Genomic DNA, 2,634 nt, shown 5'->3' with positions numbered 1-2,634 from the left:
CCCGACCAGGTCCGCATAGATGGTGGCCTGGCGCTCCAATGCATCCCTACCGGCCGCGGCCGCGGGCGTGCGCACGTCGGCCTCGGTGATCTCGGCGCCCGCCTCGGCGCGGTTCGACAAGGCCTCGATCACCCGGCGCGCCTGGGCGCGATCCCGCGTCGAGCCGTTGATCGACACCCCGCCGCCCGGTGTTTCGACCAGCACCTTGAAGGCGTCCTCGATCAGGGCCAGATGGCGGCTCTGCGGCCCGATGACGGCGCGCAAGGCCTCATCGCTGAGGGACAGGAACTCGGACTCTCGCGCCATGAGGTCTCCTTAAGAGTCCCTATCGCCTCGCACGCGGGGCGAGGCTGCTTGAGGGACGTTATTGCGTGTTCCTGTCCCGCACACGGCGCGTGGCGGAACAGGCGTCAGTTCGTCTGGATCAGGCGGCCCGACAGGCTGTTCTGCTGGCCGCTAATGATCTCGACCGGAACGATCCGGCCGATCAGTTGATCCGCGTCGTCGACGTGGACCGATTGCAGATAGGGCGAGCGGCCGACGGCCTGGGCGCCGTGGCGGCCCTTCTTCTCGAACAGCACCGGCAGGACGCGCCCGGCCAGCGACTGGTTGAAGGCGGTCTGCTGCTCGGTCAGCAAGGCCTGAAGGGCGTGCAGACGCTCCTTGGCCACGGCGTCCGGAACCTGGGCCGCCATGGTCGCAGCGGGCGTGCCGGGACGCGGCGAATACATGAAGGAGAAGGCGCTGGCGTAGTTCACCCGCCGCACCAGGTCCATCGTGTCCTCGAAATCGCGGTCCGTCTCGCCAGGGAAACCGACGATGAAGTCGCCCGCCATCGCCATGTCGGGCCGCGCCTCACGGATGCGGTCGATCAGGTCGAAATACTTCTGGCGCCCGTGCTTGCGGTTCATCAGGCGCAGGATGCGGTCCGAACCCGCCTGAACCGGCAGGTGCAGATAGGGCATCAGGGCGTCCAGATCACCGTGCGCCGCGATCAACTCGTCCGACATGTCGTTCGGGTGGCTGGTCGTATAGCGAATGCGATCCAGCCCCGGAATCTCGGCCAGGGCATAGGCCAGCTTCGCCAGGGTGAAGGGCTTTCCGTCCGGTCCTTCGCCGTCATAGGCGTTGACGTTCTGACCCAGCAGAGTGACTTCGCGCACGCCCCGGTCGGCCAGGGACTGGGCCTCGGCCAGCACCGCCGCCACCGGGCGCGACCATTCGGCGCCGCGCGTATAGGGCACGACGCAGAAGGTGCAGAACTTGTCGCAGCCCTCCTGCACCGTCAGGAAGGCCGTGACGCCTTCCGTGCCGCGCGTCGCGGGCAGGGCGTCGAACTTCTCATTCGGCGCAAAGTCTGCGCCGATGCGCTCGCCGCGCGCCCGCGCCGTGCGGGTCAGCAGTTCGGGCAGCTGATGATAGGCCTGGGGTCCGACCACCAGATCGACCGCCGGCTGGCGCTTCATGATCTCTTCGCCCTCGGCCTGGGCGACGCAGCCGGCCACGGCGATGGTCATGCCGCCCCGGCCCGCCGCCAGGCGCCGGTCCCGCATCTCCCGCAGCTTGCCCAGCTCGGAATAGACCTTCTCCGCCGCCTTCTCGCGAATGTGGCAGGTGTTCAGGATGACGAAGTCAGCGTCATCAGGCGTTTCGGTCGAGGCATAGCCCAACGGGCGCAGCACATCCGCCATGCGCTCCGAGTCATAGACGTTCATCTGACAGCCATAGGTCTTGATGAACAGGCGCTTGGGCCCGGCGCTCGCCTCAGATGCGCCAGCGTCCGCCAAGGCGGGAGTGTCGAGCGTATCAGTCATGCACGGCTTATGGTCGCCGAAATCGATGACGGCAAGACGATGTGAAGACTGACGGCGGTCAGTCTTCGGTCTCGTCGCGCGGACGGCGCTTGTAGATCAAGCCTTCACGCTCCACCGGCTCTGCGCCGGGGATGACGTGGCCGTAGAGCTCCAGCTTATGGCCGACCAGCTCATAGCCCAGCTTGCGCGCGATCTCGGCCTTCAACCGCTCGATCTCGGCGTCGAAGAATTCGATGACTTCGCCCGTCTTGGTGTCGATCAGGTGGTCGTGGTGGTCGTCGCCCGCCTCTTCATAGCGGCTGCGGCCATCGCCGAAGTCGTGCTTCTCGACCACGCCCGCCTCTTCGAACAGGCGCACGGTGCGATAGACGGTGGCGATGGAGATGTGCGGGTCGATCGCCGAGGCGCGGCGATACAGCTCTTCCACATCGGGGTGGTCTTCGGCGTTCGACAGGACGCGGGCGATCACCCGACGTTGCTCAGTCATGCGCATGCCGCGTTCGGCGCAGAGTTTTTCGATCCGGTCCATGGCGGCGAAGATAGGCTGTACCGTCGCCTTATGGAAGCTATCGAGGAAAGTTCAGGACAAGCGTCAGCGCGTCCTCCCGGCGTCCGTCCGCATGCGAATAATAGCCGCGCCGGCGCCCCATCTCGACGAAGCCGCTTCGGGCGTAGAGGGCGCGGGCGGCGGCGTTGCTCTCGGCTACCTCCAGGAACATCCGCTCAGCTCCCAGAGCGGCGGCCCGCACCACCGCCGCCTCGACCAAGCGAACGCCCAGGCCCGCGCGCCGCGCCGTAGGCCGCACCGCCAGGGTCAGGA

3 protein-coding genes and 1 pseudogene are annotated in these 2,634 nt (G+C 67.0%); all 4 read right to left on the bottom strand.

Going from position 1 to position 2,634, the window contains the following annotated elements:
• Positions 1-306 (bottom strand): annotated as a pseudogene (locus tag RT567_RS15890) (hypothetical protein); the annotation flags it as partial.
• A gap of 104 nt (positions 307-410) precedes the next feature.
• Positions 411-1,814: a tRNA (N6-isopentenyl adenosine(37)-C2)-methylthiotransferase MiaB gene (gene miaB, locus RT567_RS15885; RefSeq protein ID WP_313577185.1), complete on the bottom strand. Its 1,404-nt coding sequence runs from the start codon at positions 1,812-1,814 to the stop codon at positions 411-413.
• A 58-nt stretch (positions 1,815-1,872) separates the two neighbouring features.
• On the bottom strand, positions 1,873-2,343 hold the full coding sequence (locus tag RT567_RS15880) for a Fur family transcriptional regulator (protein WP_003166535.1): 471 nt from the start codon (positions 2,341-2,343) through the stop codon (positions 1,873-1,875).
• Between the two features lie 37 nt (positions 2,344-2,380).
• Positions 2,381-2,634, bottom strand: a 254-nt coding sequence (locus RT567_RS15875) for a GNAT family N-acetyltransferase (protein ID WP_313577184.1), incomplete at its 5' end; no start/stop codon positions are given.

It is taken from the genome of Brevundimonas sp. (assembly GCF_032107865.1).
Taxonomy (GTDB): domain Bacteria; phylum Pseudomonadota; class Alphaproteobacteria; order Caulobacterales; family Caulobacteraceae; genus Brevundimonas.
This window is presented reverse-complemented; position numbering and strand designations above follow the sequence as displayed.